Below are 16,114 nucleotides of genomic sequence, written 5' to 3'. Positions count from 1 at the left end.
CTCAGTACGCGTGGGCGAGGGGCTGGTCGGCGTCCGTCGCGGAGGGACCGCGCAGGGTCGGGTCCTTGGTCGGCGGTTGCTCACCGGAGTCCGGGCCGGCCATGGCGTACTTGGCCATGAGCTTCACCCAGATCACCGCAAGTACCGCGTAGAGCACGGTGAAAGCGGTCATCGAGCCGATCACCGTGCCGGTGGCCACGCCGGGGGAGTCGGCCTCGGAGGTGCGCATCAGTTGGTAGACCACCCAGGGCTGACGGCCCATCTCGGTGAAGATCCAGCCGAAGCTGTTGGCGACCAGCGGGAACGCCATGGTGAGGATGCCGACCCGCCAGCTCCACTTGGTGAAGAAGGTGTTCATCTCGCCCCTGTCGGTGAGCATCAGCATCGGCGGCTCGTCGTCGTCGGTCTTGCGCGCCTGTGTCAGCCAGAACTTCCGCCGCGTGGTCCACAGACCGATCAGACCGACCACGAAGCTGGTCATCCCGAAGAAGATCATCAGGCGGAAGCCCCAGTACGTCATGAAGATGTTCGGGATGTAGTCCTCCGGCTCACCGCCGAATTGGGCCGCCTCCTCACGGGCCCTGTCGTTGATACCCGGGACGGGTGAGTGGAAGTTGTCCTTGGCGAGGAAGGACAGCAGGCCCGGGATCTCCAGCGCGACGGTGTTGTGGCCCTCGGAGACGTTGCCGATCGCGAAGATCGAGAAGGGGGCGGGACCCTGCGTGTCCCAGAGCGCCTCGGCGGCAGCCATCTTCATCGGCTGCTGATCGAACATGACCTTGCCCAGCCGGTCGCCGCTGAGCGCGGTGCCCAGCCCTGCCACCACCGCGATGATCAGGCCGACCCGCAGTGAGGTCCGCATCGGCGCGATGTTCCGGCGGTTCGTCTCCTTGCCGCGTTTGGCGCGCAGCAGGTGGTACGAGGAGATGCCGATCACCAGCGCGGAACCGGTGAGGAACGCGGCGGTAACGGTGTGGAACATCTGCACCTGCGTGGTGTTCTGGAACAACACCCGGCCGATGTCGGTGAGTTGGGCCCGCCCGGACTCCTTGTCGATCCGGTAGCCGACCGGGTGCTGCATAAAGGAGTTGGCCGCCAGAATGAAGTACGCGGAGAGCAGGGTGCCGATGGCGACCAGCCAGATGCACGCGCAATGCAGCTTCTTGGGAAGCCTGTCCCAGCCGAAGATCCACAGGCCGATGAACGTGGACTCGAAGAAGAACGCGATCAGCGCCTCCATCGCCAGCGGGGCACCGAAAACATCGCCGACGAAGCGTGAGTAGTCGGACCAGTTCATCCCGAACTGGAACTCCTGGACGATGCCGGTGACGACACCCATCGCGATGTTGATGAGAAAGAGCCTGCCCCAGAACTTCGTGGCGTGGAAATACTTCGCTTTGCCCGTCCGTACCCAGGCCGTCTCGAAGCCCGCCACGATGGAGGCCAGACTGATCGTCAGCGGGACGAAGAGGAAGTGGTACACGATGGTGATGCCGAACTGCCATCGCGCCATGGTCTCTTGAGCGACTGCTAGTACCACTGCACCTTCTCTCGGCCGGAGTTCCCCGCATTCGGGCAAAAGCAATCTTTAGCACAAAGCGGCATCGGGCCGGGTGGAGCTGGGGCCGGGTGAAGGCGGCCAATTTCCGCTCCGCTTGCGGATCGGCAACCATCGGGATTGAGTGGAAACGGTGCCCCCATCAGAGGCGTCGGAAGCTGTCAGCATTAGAGGCTGATCACATGGAAGCCAAGAAGGGCGATTATCTGACCCTGCACGGCCTCGGGGGTGACAGGACCGTAAGGGTCGAGGAGATCATCTCCGGCACGAATCGTGATCTTTACCAAGTGGCCTTTTCGGACGGCCATACCGCTGTGGTCGCGCCGGGGCCGGACGTAGAAAAGGCACACTGCAAGCGCCACACGCACGTGGTCGATGTATCCGGTTCGCCGTATCTCTAGATTGCGCGGAAACAGACACGAGAGACGGGGAGCCCTCACTGAGGGCTCCCCGTCTCTCGTGCTCTCGCGCGCTCGTGCTCCCGGACGTGGGGATCAGTAGCGCAGCAGCGCCGCAACGCCGCCGGCCTCCCGGAGCGTCCCGTCGGGCACGAACAAAACCCCGGCGTCGGCCGCGATCGCGTTGTCCACGAGTCGCTCGACGATGTCGGTGGCCACGCCAAGTGCGTGCGCCGACGGTTCCATGTCCTTCTTCGGGTCCGGCAACGTCACCGGCTTCGGTACGTCCACGAGCTCCAGGACGCGGTCGTCCTCGGTGATGCGGCCCGCCAGCATCAGCCCCTCTTCCACCACCAGGCGGCGCACGCGCTTGTCGGCGACCGAGGTCCACACCTCCGGCGCGCCGCCGACGTACTTGCCCTGTCCACGCGCTTCGCTCAGCTCGGAGACGGCTTCGGCGACCTGCTTGGCGTAGAAGTCGGCGAGGACCGGCTGAAGCCGCTTCTCCAGATCCGGGGCCGATTCCTTGTCCATGCCCGTGAGCGGCAATGTCCCGGCGATCAGATTCCCGTAGCGGGTGATGCTCCTGAACGTCGAGAGGATCTTGTCGCCGCCGATGACGAACAGCGGCAGACCGTCGTGCTCCTCGAAGGACTGCCCCAGCCGTTTGTCCACGCTCCGCAGATACTGCTCGACCCGCTCCTCATGCCCCTCGTACGGCGTGGAGTGGGGGATGGACCCGGGAATTGCGTCCTCGGGGGACGGGATCTGCGGCTTGTCCGGCCACCCGTTCTTCTCCACTTCCTGCAGCCGTCGTACGGACCCGTGGTACAGGCGGCACATCTCCTGGTCGAGGACAAGAACCAGGTACGGGCGGGAGCGCTGCTCGGCGGCCACCAGGTACCGCGTCAGGAATGCCGTGGAGAATTCCACGCGGGGTTCCACCGGTGCGAGCGATGTCATCCGCCATACCTGGACCGGCTCGTTCACGGCCATATAGACAACCATGGCGTCGTCCGGGTGGAAAGGATCGGTCGCGCGTTCGATCTCCGCGGGATCCAGCAGTTGGTCCCGCAGCTCCAACTTCGTCTCCCGCTCCACGTCCGGGTCGTCCACCAGCCGCCGCTTGGCCTCGGTGACCAGGTCGCGGATGAGGATTCGGTCCTTGTCGCTGAAGGGGAAATCCGGATCGGTCGGCGTGACCAACGTGATCGCGGGATACGGCCGCTCCTTGCTCAGGGCGGCACGGATTTCAGGAGTCAGCTCGGAGGTATGCACCATTTCAGCGTCGCATTGATCACCGGGACACGCAGGGCGGGGACGGCCGACCGACGGGTAAGGGGTCCCTGCCCTGCCGGGTGGTTCGCTTCGGCCCGGCGTCACCGTCTCGACCCGCCGTCATCGTCGGGAGCGGCGTACCGTGAAATCTACGGAATGCGCGACCGGGGACTTCCGGGCGCGCGAAGCCGATGTGAGATGGCGAGGTGCCGAGTCATGAGCAAGAACTCACCGGCGAAAGGGCACCACGGCATAGGTGCACGAGGGCAGGGCAAGCTGCTGTACTTCCACTCGCAGATCCCGCAGGCTGCCGTCAAACAGGCGAAGGACCAGCTGCCCGGTAAGTCCCAGCAGCCCCACGATCATCGCAAGGCCAACGGCCGCTGGGCCCCGTGACGAGGTCCGGCGGTCCAGTTGGAGGGCCTCACCCGGGCGTGTGGCCCTCCAAGTAGTCGCGCACGGCTCCCGGGGGCGTGGCGTCGACGGCCGCCGCGACCGGAACCCAGTGGATCTCCTCCGGCGCGAGCCGTGCCCCGTCCGACGGGTCCTCGGTCAGCAGCTGGCACAGGACGGCCGGCCCGGGATCTTCCTGAGCCGCCAGCGGTTCCAGTGTCGATGAACCGTCGACGAGATAGCCGGTGAGCTCGTACACAAGGCGCGCGGCGGTGGCCTCCGCCGACTCGGCGGGCTCGGGAATGCCGGACGGCAGCTCACTGCCGTCCGGCTGATCCACCAGGAGCAGGCGTCCGTTGTGGATGACGACCGCCTGCACCATGCCGTGGTGGGTCGCCTGCTCCAGCGCCATGGTCCGACCGCCCTCTCCCTGTTCCGCGTGATCCGTCCGCCCGGTGTGCGGGCCTTGCTTACCTACCCCACGAAGGTCGGTTCACGCTGACGTCGCCGGATCGGGGATCAGGGCGGGGCCGGAGTCAGACGCGGTCGGCGACGATCATCAGGTACTGGAAACTGCCGTTCTTGTACGCGGTGAGGAACGTGTCCTCGATGCCGGTGACCAGATGGTCGGCCTGCTTGCGCAGTTCCCAGTACGGCAGCGCGGCCTCGGTGAGGTCCTCGACGTGCACGGGGACCAGACGGTTGCGGGCCATGGCGCGGAAGTACTCCGACCGCGGGTGGATGTCGCAGATGTAGTGGGCGTTGATCAGGGACACCTCGCGCGACGCCCTGCCGTAACTGTCGTTGTAGCAGCCGGTGATGACCACGTACCGGCCGCCGCGGCGCAGCAGCCGGGCATGTTCGGCGAAGAGCAGCTCCAGCTCGACGTACATGGTCGACTCGTTGTTCCACGACGCGCCGAACGCGCCGGTCGGCAGACCGGTGTCGAGCATGTTGCGGTGGTGGTAGCGGACCTGGCCGTCGATGCCGCGCTTGGCGGCCTGGGCGTTGGCGAAGTCCGCCTGTTTGGCCGAGATGGTGACGCCGTCGGTCTCGCAGCCGTACCGCAGATGCGCCACGACACTGCCGCCGCCGCGTCCGCAGCCGGCGTCGAAGGCCCGGTCGCTGGCGGTGAGCGGCCCGAGGTGGTCGGCGAGGCAGTTGGCCTGGGCGTGTTCGAGCCGGTGCAGCTCGGCGGTGATCCGGTCGTTGCGCCGCATGGGGTCGGGCTCGTCGAGCACCGAGTTGTCCGCGGGTCCGATCCCGTAGTGGTGGTGGTACAGGTCGTCGATCTTGCCGAGTTCGAGGTTGACCGGGTTTTCCTCGGCGTTCCAGTATTCGGCGACACGGGACTGGTACGTGGACTGGGTCGGCAGCGCAGCGGCCGGGGTGAAGTGGGGAGCGGTGGTCAACAGGTACTCCTCGCAGTGCATCTGACGGTGGATCGGGTGAAACGGACTTTCGGGTCCGAGTGGCTGGACCGGAGCGCGGGCGGCTACCAGTAGTTGGGCAGGTGGTAGCGGTGGCTGTTCGTGGCGTGCCACTCGTGATTGCCGGCCACCCAGGTGCCGAGGCCCTGGACGTACCGCTCGACGAGGGGTGACATGGCGGCCAGGAGCGCGGCCTCCTCTTCGAAGGCCGTCTGGATCTCGTTGTGGATGTCGACGGACTTGAGGTAGGCGGCCTTGAGGCCGCACCGTTCGTTGGCCGCGACGACCTGCGGCAGGTTGAGGTGGGTGGGGTCGTTGGCCAGTTCCTTGGTGAAGGAGTACAGGTCGTTGACGAGCGTCGTCGCGTTGCACGCCAGCGCCGTGACCCGCTGGATCTCGGGCCGGGCGTAGACGGCCTCGGGCAGTTCGTAGCCGTCTACCGCGTCGACGAGGGACAGACAGGGGCGGAAGTTGTTGAACTGCCGCATGACCAGGTACTCCCACACGCGCGGCATGTGCCGGGTCTCCGCCCAGGCGGCCTCGGCGAGGTACCCGAGGTGCAGCCGCGCGATGTCGTGGACGAAGCGGGATGCCTGGCTGGGTGTGGCGAAGGCGGCGTAGTCCTGGAAGGCCACGTGGTACGAGCGCAGCGGGCCGTCGGCCTGCACGCCGTGGCGCCACTGCGCCTCCGCCTCGGGTGTCCCGTGGTACGGATCGATCGCGGACTGCGCCATGATCAGCCGGCCGCCGAGGCCGCGCGGTGATCCGCCCCTGTCCTCGCAGTAGCAGTCGTCGACCATGTTCTCGGCGAGCAGCAGCTTGCCCGCGGCGGTGAGGCGGTCCAGGTCGGCCGCCCCGGGGTGCTGGAGCACCACGGCCCGCCCGACCTGGAAGCTCGCGAAGTCCTCGAACCACGCCTCGGGGAACAGATCGAGACCGCGGGCCCAGATCTCCAGCCTGCGGTCGACCTCCTCGACCTTCACGGGGTCGGCGGGCACCGCCGGCTGGTGACGCAGCCCGGGGACCGCGCCGCCGCGTCGTGTCTGCAGGGCGTGCGCCAGGTTGGGCGGCCCCGGCGGCGAGAACGGGGCGGTGGTGTCGGGCGGTGCGCTCATCGCGTACCCCGTCCGTCGTCGTGCGTCATTCGGCGGTCCGTCCGATCTGCACGTTCTCGAGGATCCCCGCCGCGTCGGGGACGAGAATCGCCAGCGAGTAGTAGGCGGTGACGAGGTAGTTGATGATCGCGGTGGTGTTGATGCCCATGAACCTGACGTTCAGGCCGGGCTGGTACTCCTCGGGGATGCCGGTCTGGTACAGGCCGACGACTCCCTGGTCGGACTCCCCGATGCGCAGCGCGAGGATGCTGGTCGTGTGCTGCGGCGTGACCGGGATCTTGCCGCAGGGGAAGATCGGGACGCCGCGCCAGGCGGGCACCTCGTGACCGTCGACGTTCGCGGTGCCGGGCACCAGACCGCGCCGGTTGCACTGCCGGAAGAACGCGGCGATCGCCTTCGGGTGGGCGAGGAAGAGCTTCGTCTTGCGGCGCATGGAGAGGAGTTCGTCGAGATCGTCGGGGGTGGGCGGGCCGGAGAAGGTGCTGATGCGCTGGCCGTAGTCGACGTTGTGCAGCAGCCCGAACTCGCGGTTGTTGACGAGTTCCCACTCCTGGCGCTCGCGGATCTCCTCGATGGTGAGGCGGAGTTGCTCCTCGGTCTGGTCCATCGGGTCGTTGTAGAGGTCGGCGATGCGGGTGTGGACGCGCAGGACGGTCTGGGTGAGGGACAACTCGTATTCGCGCGGCGTCAGTTCGTAGTCGACGAAGCCGCCGGACAGCGTCGGCTCACCCGTGTGCCCGGACTGCACGGGGACGTCTGCCTCGCCCTTGCGGTTCCTCGGCAGCCGCTGCCGTTCGGCGTACTCCCGCAGGTGGGCTGCGAGGGACGGTGTCCGCTCCGTGAGCTCCTCGACGACGTCCCAGGGCAGGACGAGAACCGTGCCCGCGGTCTCGGCCCGGACCGAGCTGAGCCACAGCGGGTCGGGCTGGCCGATGGCCTCGTCGCCCATCTGGTCGCCGTCCGTGACGACGGCGATGACCTCTTCCTCGCCGTACTTGCCTTCCGTGAAGCGGGTGAACCGCCCGTGGGCCACCAGGTATGCCTCGGTCACCGGCTGCCCGGCCTCGAAGAGGACCTGCCCGGCCCGCACCTCCCGGGTCCGGAACCGGGTGGCGATTTCCTTCAGTACGTCGATGTCGTCGTACCCGCGCAGGACGGGGAGTTCGGTGAGCGTCTCGGGGATGACTTTGATGTCGTTCCCGCCGTTCTGGTCGAACTGCACCCTGCCGCGGCCGATGCTGAGCTGGAGACGCCGGTTGACCCGGTACGTACCGCCTTTGACGTCCACCCAGGGCAGGGATTTCAGCAGCCACCGTGAGGTGATGGCCTGCATCTGCGGTGCGGACTTGGTGGTCGTGGCCAGCCGGCGTGCCGCATGGGTGCCGAGGCTGGTCAGCTGCTGGTCGGTCGGGACTTCAGGTGCGGTTTCTTCGTCGCTCGCGGGACCGGTGGCGCTGTCCGGTACGGACACATTCCCTCCCAGGAGGTGTAACGAGGGTGAGCGAAGCGATCGGTGGTACGAAAGCTCCTCGTTGCACCCACAAGGCAAGCAGCCGGGAGGGGTGGCCAGGTACGGCGCGAAGGGGGCGATTTCGCGTGCTGGAGGTGCAAACCTGCCGAATGAGGCAGACGGTCAAGCGGAACGTGATCGCGCGCCGTCCCGCACCACGGGAACGTGTGCGCGGGACGCGTACGGACGGTGGGGTGCCGCGGTGGGGTGGCGACTGGGTTCGCCGTTCCCGGGCGCGCGGTGTCGTGGTTACTGGGCGCGCCACTCCGGAGCGAGGATCGCCCAGAGCTGCGTGCCGTGACGGGTGCCGTCGTACGGCCAGGACTCGCGCTGTTCGCCTTCGAGTGTCATGCCGAGCCGCTTGGCCACCGCGGCGCTGCGTTCGTTGTCGGCCCGGCAGTGCCACTCGGCGCGGTGCAGGCCCCGTGTGGTGAACGCCCAGTCCAGCAAGGTGCCGCAGGCCGGTGTGATCAGGCCGTGGCCCTCGGCGTCCGGCTCCAGCCAGCAGCCGATCTCGCAGGAACCGGAAGCGGCGTCGAAGTCCACGAACATCACGCCGCCGACGAGGGTGCCGTCGAGCCAGATGCCGTAGAGGCGGCCGCCGTCCGCGGCCTGGCGCTCCGCGTACCGGCGCAGTGTGGCGCGCGCCCCGTCGACGTCGACGGTGACGAACCCCGCACCGACCCACGGCCGGATGTGCTCGCGCGCCCGGTCCAGGTGGGCGGCGAACTCCTCGGCATGCCATATCTCGAGCGGGGCGAGACGGACGTCGTCCCGCAGGGGGAGGGAGAACATGAGGACCCCATTCACACAACAAGCGTTTTGGGTATGTACCGTAGCAGCATGCCACGTACCAAGGGCGACCATGAGGCCCGTCGCCGTGACGTTTCCGAGGCGGTCTGGCGGGTGCTGGTCGCGCATGGATTCGGAGGCCTGACCATGCGCGCCGTCGCCGCCGAACTCGACGCGTCCACCGGCCTGCTGACCCACTACTTCCCGGCCAAGCGCGACCTGGTCGCGTACGCCCTCGACCTGCTCGAGCAGCGGACCGTCTCGCGCCCCCGGCCTGCGGCGGGGGAGGGCCTGGCCGCGCTGAAGGCCGCCCTGATGAGCATCCTCCCGCTGACGGGCGAGGCAACCGACAGCAACCGGATCTGGGTGTCCTCCTGGGACACCGCGCTCGCCGACCCCGCGCTGAGTGCCGACTACGCCGGCAAGTACGGGCGAGGCCGCGACAAGCTGCGCGACCTCGTCGCGGCCGCTCAGGAGGCGGGCGAACTGCGCGGCGGGGATCCGGCGCGCATCGCGGCCGGCGCCCAGGCCTTCGTGCTCGGCCTGGTGGTGCAGGCGCTGTTCGACCCCGAGGCGTTCCCGCCCCGTCGCCAGGCCGAGCTCCTCGACGACTACCTGGATGCCTTGACCCGTACTCGGTAGCGGGGCTGTCGCGGGCTACCGGTTCGCGGGCGGAGCCGACGCCGCGCGCAGAACCGGCCGGGACGGCAGCCGGGAGGTGACCGTGACGTGGTGGCCGTCGAGCAGGTCGATGAGGCGCGTGCCGGCGAGTGCGCCCACCTCCTCCACCGGACGGAGAGCGCGGTCACGGGAGGTGTCGTGGACCTGAGGCTGCTCAGGTCGTCGGCCGCGGCCAGACTGAAGTCCTCGGGCACCCGGCGATGCGCTGCCGCGAGTCCGTGCAGCAGGCTGAGCGTCTTGAGCTGCTGTACGCGAGCACGGCCGTGGCCTCGCGCGGGAGGCCTCGATCCCCGCGTCGGACGTGGGCGGCATGGGGCCGAGGACAGGAGAGGCCGGCGCGGCGCGCTCCGGTGGGGGCGACGGCCGGTTCCTGAACGGGGCAGGGGGAGTGGCGGCGCCCGCCGCCACTCCCTCACGAGCCTCAGGCGCGTTGCCTGCGACTCGGCTTCCAGCCGGGGCGCGGGACCGCCGCGCGCAGTGCCTGGGTGTACTCCTCCTGGGGATCGCGCAGCAGGTCGCGGGTGTCTCCGCGCTCGACGATCCGGCCGCCGGACATCACGACGGCGATGTCGCTGATCTGGTGGACCACGGCGAGGTCGTGCGAGATGAACACGTAACTGATGCCGCTGCGTTCGCGGATGTCGGCGAGCAGATTGAGGATCTGCGCCTGGATGGACACATCGAGCGCCGCCACCGCCTCGTCCAGTACGAGGACCTCCGGCTCGACGGCGATGGCGCGGGCGATGGCGACGCGCTGCCGCTGCCCGCCGGAGAGCTGGCGGGGGAGCATGGACGCGTGCCGCTCGGCCAGTCCGACCGCTTCGAGCAACTCCATTGCCCGCCTGCGCCGTTCGGCGGGAGTCAGCGGGAAGTGCAGGGCGAGGGCGGCCTCCACGACATCGCCGATCCGCTGGAGCCTGTCGAGCGACGCGTAGGGGTCCTGGAAAACGATCTGGATCTCGCGGGCGCGCCTGCGGCGTTCCGCCGACGACACACGCCCGCCCCGGCGCGGCCGGCCGCACACGCTGATCGACCCGCCGGTCGGGGTCTCCAGGCCGACCAGCATCCGCGCGACCGTCGTCTTCCCGGAACCGGACTCGCCGACCACAGCCAGCGACTGCCCGCGCGCGAGCGTGAAGGACACGGCGTCGACGGCGACCGCCTGCCCGAACTCCTTGCGCAGACCCGCCGCCTCGATCACGAAGTCGCTCATGACTCTCCCTGCAAGGTGAGTTCGCCGGCCCGCGTGCACGCCACGCGCGCCCCCTCCAGCTCCACCACGGCCGGCCGCCCGTCCGCGCAGAACGGTCGCGCATGCGCGCACCGGGGAGCGAACGCGCACCCGTCGTCCGCCTCGAAGGCGGCGAGCGGCCGCCCGGGGATGACGGGCAGCCGGTGGACGACCTGATCGATGCTCGGCCGCGAGAGCATCAGACCGGAGGTGTACGGGTGACGGGGCGTGGCCGTCAGCGCGCCGGCGGCCTGGGTCTCCACGATCCGGCCGGCGTACATGACGGCGAGCCGGTCGCAGGTGGCCGCCGCCAGCTCCAGGTCATGGGTGATCAGCAGCATGGCCATGCCGCGCTCCCGGCGCAGCTCGTCGAGGATGGCCATGACCTCGGACTGCGTGGTGACATCCAGGGCCGTGGTGGGCTCGTCGGCAAGGATCAGATCGGGCTCGACGGCAAGGACCGACGCGATCATGACGCGTTGCAGCAGCCCGCCGGACAGCTCGTGCGGGTACTGGCGCATCCGCCGCTCGCCGTCCGCGATGCCGACGTCCGACAGGAGCCGCACCGCCCGCGCCTTCGAGGCGGGGGCGGGCACGTCCAGGTTGGCGATCATGGCTTCGGTGAGGAAGTCGCCGATGGTGCGCACCGGATTGATGTGGGCCCGCGGATCCTGGAAGACCATCGCGATGCGCCGGGCCCGCAGACCGCGCAGCGCCCGTCGGTCCATGCCGGTGACCCGGATCCCGTCGAAGACGATGTCACCGGTGACGCGCGCCCCCGGCGGCGTCAGCCCGAGGATCGTCCGCGCCGTCATGGACTTGCCCGAGCCGGACTCGCCGACCAGTCCCACGGCTTCGCCCCGGCCGATCGACAGGTCGACCTCCTCGACGAGAGGACGCCACTCCCGGCCGGCCGGAACCGCGAGCCTGAGCCCACGCAGATCGAGCAGACTGCCCCCGGCCTGACCCATCTCCGCCTGACCCTTCTCCGGCTGATCCCTCTCACGCTTCAGGAGATTCATCGGTGGTCACCCTCCTCCTTGCCTAGGCGGTCGCCGAGCACGATCACCGCGGCGACCACGAGCACGATCAACAGGCCCGCACCCAGCGCCTCCAGCGGCTGTCCGCGCGTGGCGCTGTCCAGTCCGCTCTTGACCATCAGCCCCCAGTCGGCGGTCGGCGGCTGCACGCCGAGCCCCAGGAAGGAGATCGCCGCGAGGTCGATGACCGCGAAGCCCAGGGCGGACACCGACTGGGCGACGATGATCGGGCGCAGATTGGGCAGCAGGTGCCGTACGCAGATGGCGAACGCGGACCGGCCCTGGACCCAGGCCGCCGCTACATAGGGCATGTTGCGTTCCCGCAGCGCCGCACCGCGCACCACCCGCGCCACGTACGGGGTGTAGGCGACGGCGAGTCCCAGGACGACGCCGGTGACGCCGGGGCCGAGTACGGCCACGGTGATCAGGGCGAAGACGATGCCCGGGACCGCGAACAGCACGTCCAGCAGGCGCGAGACGACCGCGTCCACCTTGCCGCCCGCCCATGCCGCGGTGATCGCCAGCGCGGTGCCGACGACGGTGGACAGGCAGATGATGAGGACGGGACCGCTCAGCGTCGTCCGGGCGCCCCACATCAGCCGTGACAGCACGTCCCGGCCGAGGGCGTCGCCGCCCAGGGGGTGCGCGGCCGAGGACCCGGCCAGCGAGTTGAACAGGTCCGGCTGGTCGGGGTCGTAGGGAGCAAGGACGGGCGCGAGCAGCGTGACCGTCAGCACCACGGCGAGCAGCGCCGCCGCGGCGACGCCGGGCACGCCGAGCGCACGCACCGCACGGGACGGGCTGAACCTGCCGAGTGTCCCGCGGACGCGGGTGGCCACGGCGGTCATCGGGACATCCGCGGGTCGAGGGCTTTGTAGCACAGGTCCACCACGAGGTTGATGAGGACGAAAGCGGCGACGAGAACGAGCACGACGGCCTGCACGACCGCGAAGTCGCGCTGCAGGATCGCCCGTACGAAGAGGGAGCCGAGGCCGTCGAGGGCGAACACGTTCTCCACCACGACCGAGCCGGCGATGAGGCCGGCCACGGTCAGGCCGGTGACGGTGATCACCGGGATCGACGCGTTGCGCAGCACATGCCGGCGGATGACCAGTGCCTCGGCGATTCCCCGGCTGCGGGCGGTCTCCACATGCTCGCGCCCCAGCTCCTCGCGGACCGAGGCGCGGGTGATGCGGGCGAGGAAGGCTGCGCTGCCGAGGCTGAGGGTGATCGCCGGGAGCGTCAGGTGATACAGCCGCCCGAGCAGGCCTTGCCCCGGCCCGAACACCGGGAACCAGCCCAGTCCCAGGGCGAACACGATCACGAGGAGCACGCCGATCACGAAGGTCGGCGTGGCGAGGAACGCCGAGGAGACCGCGCTGATGACGGCGTCCACGCGGCCCCGGCGCAGTCCGGCCAGCACGCCGCCCGCCACACCGGCCACGACGATCAGGACGGTGGAGTAGCCGACCAGGAACGCGGTGGTCGCCGCGCGGGCTCCCATCAGGCCCGAGACATGCTGCCGGTACACCAGGGAGCTGCCGAAGTCACCGCGCACGGCGTCACCGAGCCACGCCGCGTAGCGGACCAGGAAGGGGTCGTCGAGCCGGTACTGGGCCCGGATGGCGGCGACCTGCTCGGGCGTGCCGCTCCGGTTGCCGAGCAGGAACGCCATCGGCCCGCCCGGTACGAGGTAGAGCAGTCCGTACACGAGGAACGAGGCGACGACCAGGACGACCGCCAGCGCGATCAACTTCCGTGCCAGATAGGTGATCATCTGGCCCCCAGCCCTGCGGCCCACGGGTAGTACAGGTAGGGGAAGGACGGCACGGCGCCCGTCACCCGCTTGTTCATGTAGAGGATCACCGGAAGGTTGTTGAGGGGCATCCACACGACGTCGCGGGTCACCTTCTCCTGGATCCCCGTGACGAGCGACACCCGGGCCGCCGGGTCCCCCTCGGCCCGTGCCTTGGCGATGGCGCCGTCAACTGCCGTGTAATCGTTGAAGTTCGTCCGCCCGCCCTTGCGGAACACGGTGTAGATGTCCAGCGGATCCGGCACATTGCCGTACCAGGTGCTGAGGAAGGCGTCGATGCCCGTGCGCGCCTTGGGGTCGCTGTAGAGGTTGCCGTACTGCTCGACCGGGACGACCCGGATCTCGATGCTGAGGCCGAGCGCTTCGCCGGTGGCCTTCAGCAGGTTGGCGGTCTGCTCGTGCACGGCCGAACTGCCCTGGACGCCGATCACGATGGGCTTCGTGGGCGAGCCCGCCTGGACGAGAAGCTCCTTGGCCTTCGCGAGATCGGTGGTCTCGGGCGGCAGGGCCTCGTAGGCCTTCTGATACGTCTTGCGCTCGTAGCCCCAGTAGTCGCTGCCCGTCAGCGCGCGTTGCGGGGAAGCCGTTCCCTGGAAGACGACCTTGGACATCGCCGCGCGGTCCAGCGCGAGCGACAGTGCCTGGCGCACCCTCGGGTCGGCGTAGGGACCGGACTTCGCCGAGCCGAGCAGCGCCCAGAACGTGAGGGAGCGGCCGAGGGTCACCGAGCCGCTGGTCGATTTCTGGAGCTGGCCGAGACCCGCGGGCGGCAGATAGAAGTACTGGCCGTCGACCTCGCCGGAGCGCAGGGCGTTGACGGCGGTCGTCTCGTCGGCGATGAACCGCAGGACCAGGGAATCGGACTTGGCCTTGAGCGGCTTGTCCCAGTAGTGGTCGTAGCGCCTGAGCGTCATCGAGTCGCCCGACTTCCAGTCATGGAACCGGAACGGTCCGGTGCACATCACGCCGGTGGACGGCGAGCCGAGCGACTTGCCGGCCTTGTCGAGGAAGTTCTTCTGCACGACGGCGCCGGCGCCGGTGGCCATCGCCTGGTTGAACAGGGCGTCGGGCTGCTTGAGGGTGACCGTGACCTGCATGGATCCGGTGGCGCGGACCGACTTGACGGTGTTGAAGTAGTCGCCCCACCAGGTGCCGAGCTTCGAGTCGAGGTGCCGTCGCAGGCTCGCCGCGACGTCGTCGGCGGTCAGCGGATCGCCGTTCCAGAACGTCACGCCCTTGCGGATCGTGTACACCCAGGTGGTGGGCGTCGGGTTGGTGGCCTTGACGGCGAGGCCCGGCTTGATCTTGAAGTCCGGGGTCAGCCGCAGCAGGCTCTCGCACATGTTGGCGAGGGCGGTGTTCTCCGCGTAGTTGAAGGAACGGATCGGGTCCAGGGTCTGGGGCTCGTAGGGGAGGTTCCACGTCACCTTGCCCAGGCCCTTGGTGGCGGCGGGGGTGGTGGTCTTGAGGTCGAGCTTCGCCGGGGCGGCGTCCTGCTGCGATTGTTGAGCTCCGGAGGTGCAGGCGGCGAGGGTGAGGACGAGCCCGATCACGGGGAGGGTGCGGCGCATCATCGGGCTGCTCCTTCGACGAGGCGGTCTCGTTGTTGCCGGCCATCGACCAGCTGTCCCTCGCGCGCGATCACGCGTCCGCCCCGCACGACCAGGCTCGGCACGGGCCGGTCCACGACGATCTGTGCCACCGAGTCACCGGGAAGCAGTACGAAGTCGGCCGGGTCACCGACGCGCAGCTCCGTCCGCTCGAGGCCCAGGAGCGCGGCACCGCCGTGAGCCACGACCGCGTAGCACGCGGCGAGTTCGGTGTCCGTACGGGCATCGGTGCGGTACGCGAGAAGGTGGGCCCGAGCGATCATGTCGCCGTCGCCGAACGGGGTCCAGGGGTCGCGTACGCCGTCGGACCCCGCCGCGACGAGCACCCCACGCTCGCCCAGGGGACCGAAGGGGACTACGGGGTCGGCTCCCAGGGCACAGGTCGTCAGGGACACGCCCGCCCCGGCGAGGATCTCGCCCGTCCGCGCGAGTCCGTCGCCTTCGAGATCGGCGAGGCAGAAGGCGTGGCTGACCGTGACGCGTCCCTGCATGCCGTGCGCCACCGTACGGCGGGCGATCTCGGTGACCTGCTCGATACCGGACGGACCGCCGTCGTGCAGGTGGATGTCCAGCGGGACGGCCGCCCTCTCGGACAGGCCGAACAGGACGTCCAACTGCCCGTGCATGTCCCCGTCCACGCCCACCGGATCCAGTCCGCCGAGCACGTCGGCGCCCTCGGACAGGGCCTTCTCGAGAAGCTCGGCCGTCCCCGGCTCGGTGAGCAGGCCGAGCTGGGGGAACGCCACCACCTGTACGTCGAGCAGGCCGGCGCGCGCGGCCGCGGCGGCACGGACGCCGTGCACATTGGACAGCCCGTGGACAGGCGCGACGTCGACATGCGCACGCATGGCGCGGGTACCGCGGGTGACGGCACGGTCCATGAGCGCACCGGCGCGGTCCTCGACCGGCGTCGGCATGGCGGCTCGCGCGGCAACATCGCCGTCGATCAGGTCCCGCAGGCTCGACGCGGGAGTACGGCTGAGCCAGGTCTGGCCCCAGGCGGTCTTGTCGGGATGGATGTGCGCGTCGACCGGCGAGGGAAGGGCCAAGGCGCCGCCGCCGTCGACGACTTCGTACTCTTCAGGCAGAGCGGGAGGGGCGATGGCGGCGATGCGCCCGTCGGCGACCAGAACGTCGCGGGGCTGCCCGCCGTCCAGACGTATCGCTGTGAACAAGATGTGCGTCATGACGGCATTACTCCTTCGTTGGAGACGAACCGACCGTTAGAGTTACCAGGTCATCAGATGACTAGAGAAGGGGTT

General features: G+C 69.2%; 17 protein-coding genes. 3 read left to right on the top strand and 14 right to left on the bottom strand.

What is annotated here, in order from left to right; translation table 11 throughout:
* Nucleotide 1: 1 nt before the first annotated feature.
* On the bottom strand, nucleotides 2–1,540 hold the full coding sequence (locus tag ACWIGU_RS05725) for a cytochrome ubiquinol oxidase subunit I (protein ID WP_454397784.1): 1,539 nt from the start codon (nucleotides 1,538–1,540) through the stop codon (nucleotides 2–4).
* A gap of 200 nt (nucleotides 1,541–1,740) precedes the next feature.
* Between ACWIGU_RS05725 and ACWIGU_RS05720 the strand changes: the two genes are divergently transcribed.
* On the top strand, nucleotides 1,741–1,959 hold the full coding sequence (locus ACWIGU_RS05720; RefSeq protein ID WP_453775577.1) for a DUF1918 domain-containing protein: 219 nt from the start codon (nucleotides 1,741–1,743) through the stop codon (nucleotides 1,957–1,959).
* A 93-nt stretch (nucleotides 1,960–2,052) separates the two neighbouring features.
* Here the strand turns inward: ACWIGU_RS05720 and ACWIGU_RS05715 are convergent, their stop codons facing one another.
* The gene (locus tag ACWIGU_RS05715; protein WP_454397782.1) at nucleotides 2,053–3,237 is read right to left on the bottom strand and encodes a baeRF3 domain-containing protein; all 1,185 of its coding nucleotides are present in this window, start codon (nucleotides 3,235–3,237) and stop codon (nucleotides 2,053–2,055) included.
* Nucleotides 3,238–3,450: 213 nt separating this feature from the next.
* Between ACWIGU_RS05715 and ACWIGU_RS05710 the strand changes: the two genes are divergently transcribed.
* Nucleotides 3,451–3,630 (top strand): hypothetical protein, encoded by a 180-nt coding sequence (locus tag ACWIGU_RS05710; protein ID WP_100593497.1) that lies wholly within the window; start codon nucleotides 3,451–3,453, stop codon nucleotides 3,628–3,630.
* 28 nt (nucleotides 3,631–3,658) lie between these two features.
* Here the strand turns inward: ACWIGU_RS05710 and ACWIGU_RS05705 are convergent, their stop codons facing one another.
* The 5 genes from ACWIGU_RS05705 to ACWIGU_RS05685 form a co-directional block, all read right to left on the bottom strand.
* Nucleotides 3,659–4,039, bottom strand: coding sequence for an NUDIX hydrolase (locus ACWIGU_RS05705; RefSeq protein WP_454397780.1), 381 nt, complete (start codon nucleotides 4,037–4,039; stop codon nucleotides 3,659–3,661).
* Between the two features lie 124 nt (nucleotides 4,040–4,163).
* Complete coding sequence (locus tag ACWIGU_RS05700; protein ID WP_454397778.1) at nucleotides 4,164–5,039, bottom strand: geranyl diphosphate 2-C-methyltransferase; 876 nt, start codon at nucleotides 5,037–5,039, stop codon at nucleotides 4,164–4,166.
* An 83-nt stretch (nucleotides 5,040–5,122) separates the two neighbouring features.
* On the bottom strand, nucleotides 5,123–6,172 hold the full coding sequence (locus tag ACWIGU_RS05695) for a family 2 encapsulin nanocompartment cargo protein terpene cyclase (RefSeq protein ID WP_454397776.1): 1,050 nt from the start codon (nucleotides 6,170–6,172) through the stop codon (nucleotides 5,123–5,125).
* A 25-nt stretch (nucleotides 6,173–6,197) separates the two neighbouring features.
* On the bottom strand, nucleotides 6,198–7,643 hold the full coding sequence (locus ACWIGU_RS05690) for a family 2B encapsulin nanocompartment shell protein (RefSeq protein WP_454397774.1): 1,446 nt from the start codon (nucleotides 7,641–7,643) through the stop codon (nucleotides 6,198–6,200).
* A 288-nt stretch (nucleotides 7,644–7,931) separates the two neighbouring features.
* The gene (locus ACWIGU_RS05685; protein ID WP_454397772.1) at nucleotides 7,932–8,477 is read right to left on the bottom strand and encodes a GNAT family N-acetyltransferase; all 546 of its coding nucleotides are present in this window, start codon (nucleotides 8,475–8,477) and stop codon (nucleotides 7,932–7,934) included.
* 48 nt (nucleotides 8,478–8,525) lie between these two features.
* Between ACWIGU_RS05685 and ACWIGU_RS05680 the strand changes: the two genes are divergently transcribed.
* The gene (locus ACWIGU_RS05680; RefSeq protein ID WP_454397770.1) at nucleotides 8,526–9,116 is read left to right on the top strand and encodes a TetR/AcrR family transcriptional regulator; all 591 of its coding nucleotides are present in this window, start codon (nucleotides 8,526–8,528) and stop codon (nucleotides 9,114–9,116) included.
* Between the two features lie 15 nt (nucleotides 9,117–9,131).
* Here the strand turns inward: ACWIGU_RS05680 and ACWIGU_RS05675 are convergent, their stop codons facing one another.
* From ACWIGU_RS05675 to ACWIGU_RS05645, 7 genes are all read right to left on the bottom strand, one after another.
* The gene (locus ACWIGU_RS05675; protein WP_454397769.1) at nucleotides 9,132–9,254 is read right to left on the bottom strand and encodes a hypothetical protein; all 123 of its coding nucleotides are present in this window, start codon (nucleotides 9,252–9,254) and stop codon (nucleotides 9,132–9,134) included.
* Nucleotides 9,255–9,576: 322 nt separating this feature from the next.
* The gene (locus tag ACWIGU_RS05670) at nucleotides 9,577–10,368 is read right to left on the bottom strand and encodes an ATP-binding cassette domain-containing protein (protein WP_454397767.1); all 792 of its coding nucleotides are present in this window, start codon (nucleotides 10,366–10,368) and stop codon (nucleotides 9,577–9,579) included.
* Nucleotides 10,365–11,408 carry an ABC transporter ATP-binding protein gene (locus tag ACWIGU_RS05665; protein ID WP_454397765.1) on the bottom strand — a complete coding sequence of 348 codons (1,044 nt, stop codon included), beginning with the start codon at nucleotides 11,406–11,408 and terminating at the stop codon, nucleotides 10,365–10,367. Before ACWIGU_RS05665 ends, ACWIGU_RS05670 begins: the two co-directional genes overlap by 4 nt.
* On the bottom strand, nucleotides 11,405–12,274 hold the full coding sequence (locus ACWIGU_RS05660) for an ABC transporter permease (protein WP_454397763.1): 870 nt from the start codon (nucleotides 12,272–12,274) through the stop codon (nucleotides 11,405–11,407). The genes ACWIGU_RS05665 and ACWIGU_RS05660 overlap by 4 nt, the downstream gene beginning before the upstream one ends.
* Nucleotides 12,271–13,203 carry an ABC transporter permease gene (locus ACWIGU_RS05655; RefSeq protein ID WP_454397761.1) on the bottom strand — a complete coding sequence of 311 codons (933 nt, stop codon included), beginning with the start codon at nucleotides 13,201–13,203 and terminating at the stop codon, nucleotides 12,271–12,273. The genes ACWIGU_RS05660 and ACWIGU_RS05655 overlap by 4 nt, the downstream gene beginning before the upstream one ends.
* The gene (locus ACWIGU_RS05650; RefSeq protein ID WP_454397759.1) at nucleotides 13,200–14,816 is read right to left on the bottom strand and encodes an ABC transporter substrate-binding protein; all 1,617 of its coding nucleotides are present in this window, start codon (nucleotides 14,814–14,816) and stop codon (nucleotides 13,200–13,202) included. Before ACWIGU_RS05650 ends, ACWIGU_RS05655 begins: the two co-directional genes overlap by 4 nt.
* Nucleotides 14,813–16,039 carry an amidohydrolase family protein gene (locus tag ACWIGU_RS05645; RefSeq protein ID WP_454397757.1) on the bottom strand — a complete coding sequence of 409 codons (1,227 nt, stop codon included), beginning with the start codon at nucleotides 16,037–16,039 and terminating at the stop codon, nucleotides 14,813–14,815. Before ACWIGU_RS05645 ends, ACWIGU_RS05650 begins: the two co-directional genes overlap by 4 nt.
* Nucleotides 16,040–16,114: the final 75 nt, after the last annotated feature.

The organism is Streptomyces sp. NPDC055400 (assembly GCF_053644375.1).
The sequence above is the reverse complement of the archived record's forward strand: the minus strand, read 5'-3'. Positions and strand labels throughout refer to the sequence as shown.

What these genes read in the sequence shown, in the direction of transcription:
- ACWIGU_RS05720 (WP_453775577.1), top strand. Translation starts at nt 1,741, where the DNA reads ATGGAAGCCAAGAAGGGCGATTATCTGACCCTGCACGGCCTCGGGGGT.
- ACWIGU_RS05715 (WP_454397782.1), bottom strand. Translation starts at nt 3,237, where the DNA reads ATGGTGCATACCTCCGAGCTGACTCCTGAAATCCGTGCCGCCCTGAGC.
- ACWIGU_RS05710 (WP_100593497.1), top strand. Translation starts at nt 3,451, where the DNA reads ATGAGCAAGAACTCACCGGCGAAAGGGCACCACGGCATAGGTGCACGA.
- ACWIGU_RS05705 (WP_454397780.1), bottom strand. Translation starts at nt 4,039, where the DNA reads ATGGCGCTGGAGCAGGCGACCCACCACGGCATGGTGCAGGCGGTCGTC.
- ACWIGU_RS05695 (WP_454397776.1), bottom strand. Translation starts at nt 6,172, where the DNA reads ATGAGCGCACCGCCCGACACCACCGCCCCGTTCTCGCCGCCGGGGCCG.
- ACWIGU_RS05685 (WP_454397772.1), bottom strand. Translation starts at nt 8,477, where the DNA reads ATGTTCTCCCTCCCCCTGCGGGACGACGTCCGTCTCGCCCCGCTCGAG.
- ACWIGU_RS05680 (WP_454397770.1), top strand. Translation starts at nt 8,526, where the DNA reads ATGCCACGTACCAAGGGCGACCATGAGGCCCGTCGCCGTGACGTTTCC.
- ACWIGU_RS05670 (WP_454397767.1), bottom strand. Translation starts at nt 10,368, where the DNA reads ATGAGCGACTTCGTGATCGAGGCGGCGGGTCTGCGCAAGGAGTTCGGG.
- ACWIGU_RS05665 (WP_454397765.1), bottom strand. Translation starts at nt 11,408, where the DNA reads ATGAATCTCCTGAAGCGTGAGAGGGATCAGCCGGAGAAGGGTCAGGCG.
- ACWIGU_RS05660 (WP_454397763.1), bottom strand. Translation starts at nt 12,274, where the DNA reads ATGACCGCCGTGGCCACCCGCGTCCGCGGGACACTCGGCAGGTTCAGC.
- ACWIGU_RS05655 (WP_454397761.1), bottom strand. Translation starts at nt 13,203, where the DNA reads ATGATCACCTATCTGGCACGGAAGTTGATCGCGCTGGCGGTCGTCCTG.
- ACWIGU_RS05650 (WP_454397759.1), bottom strand. Translation starts at nt 14,816, where the DNA reads ATGATGCGCCGCACCCTCCCCGTGATCGGGCTCGTCCTCACCCTCGCC.
- ACWIGU_RS05645 (WP_454397757.1), bottom strand. Translation starts at nt 16,039, where the DNA reads ATGACGCACATCTTGTTCACAGCGATACGTCTGGACGGCGGGCAGCCC.